At 44.4% G+C, this 728-nt stretch carries 1 protein-coding gene and 1 pseudogene; one reads left to right on the top strand and one right to left on the bottom strand.

All coding sequences use genetic code 11. The annotated features are described in order from the left end of the window. Positions 1-359: VOC family protein (locus ACS8FC_RS17285; RefSeq protein WP_439297687.1), on the top strand; the 359-nt coding region annotated here is incomplete at its 5' end. Between the two features lie 106 nt (positions 360-465). Here ACS8FC_RS17285 and ACS8FC_RS17280 read toward each other — a convergent pair. Next, a pseudogene (locus ACS8FC_RS17280) lies at positions 466-728 on the bottom strand (energy-dependent translational throttle protein EttA); the annotation flags it as partial.

Below are 728 nucleotides of genomic sequence, written 5' to 3'. Positions count from 1 at the left end.
ACCATTTTGTTTTAACCGTAAAAAATCTACAGCATACCATTGATTTTTATACCAAGGTGCTAGGCATGACCGAAGTGCGTTTTGGTGCAGGACGTGTCGCCTTGATGTATGGTCAACAAAAAATCAACCTGCATGAGCTGGGCAATGAGTTTGAGCCCAAAGCACAAAATGTCAAAGCAGGTAGCGCCGATTTGTGCTTTATCACCACCACGCCCTTAGCCGATGCCATGACCCATGTGCGTGAGCAAGGTGTTGACGTGCTCGAAGGTCCCGTACCGCGAACAGGAGCGCAAGGGGCAATTATGTCATTTTACTTTCGTGACCCTGATGGCAATTTAATCGAAATCTCCAATTATTGATGAGTGAATATCATCACCGGTACAATTAAAAAAATACTTACCCAAAAAAAGACCGCTAATGATTAGCGGTCTTTTCTATGCAGTTCCAATATACCAAACAGCGGTATTAGTTGGTAATTTTTTTATACTTGGCACGCTTAGGACTGGCATCATCACCCATTGTCTTTTTACGATACGCTTCAAACTCAGTGTAGTTACCGTCGAACCAGACTGGGCCCTCTTCTTCGAACGCCAAGATATGAGTCGCGATACGGTCAAGGAACCAGCGATCATGCGATACGACCATTACTGTACCTGGGAATACTTGAATCGCATCCTCTAGTGCACGTAAGGTTTCGATATCCAAATCGTTTGATGGTTCATCGAGGA

The sequence above is a fragment of the Psychrobacter sp. 1Y4 genome, assembly GCF_051847555.1.
This window is presented reverse-complemented; position numbering and strand designations above follow the sequence as displayed.